The 538-nt window shown below is 34.9% G+C and carries 1 protein-coding gene; it reads right to left on the bottom strand.

Annotated features, from left to right (window positions below; translation table 11 throughout):
• Positions 1-538 (bottom strand): T9SS type A sorting domain-containing protein (locus tag HNS38_RS20160; RefSeq protein ID WP_172347018.1); only part of this gene is annotated, 538 nt, incomplete at both ends.

Genomic DNA, 538 nt, shown 5'->3' on the forward strand with positions numbered 1-538 from the left:
GCCACTTGTCCATCTATTTTAATGGTGTACAGATAGATTCCATTTTCTAAATCGATAGTATTAAGATTTATATGATGGGCTCCTCTGTCTTGTTTTCCTTCATCAATAGTAATTAATAGCTTTCCTGTGTAGTCATAAACATTTAACTGGATATTGGCTTCCTGCTCCAAATTATAGCCTATTTGTGTGTTGCCATTAACCGGATTGGGTGAGTTTTGACTTAATACCTCATCACTTGTTATAGGATTTAGGCTTTCCGCTTCCTTACTTTTTAGTGGTAATAAGGAGATTAAATAGTCTCTTTTTGCTATGTATTCCTCTTTTGATTTGGGCTTGTGCTCTGGCATGGAGCCTACACCGTAGCTTGCTTTATTACTGCTATTTTCCATAATATAATAGAGTAAGCCTAAATCAATAATAGCAAATATTTCTTCTTCAGTATCTGGTTCTCCTGAAATTCTTGCCTCATAGAAATCAATGGCTGTTTGCCAGTTTTCTAGTTTAATATCACATCTATTGCTAAAGAATTCTGCTAGTG

The sequence above is a fragment of the Lentimicrobium sp. L6 genome (assembly GCF_013166655.1).
GTDB lineage: Bacteria > Bacteroidota > Bacteroidia > Bacteroidales > UBA12170 > UBA12170.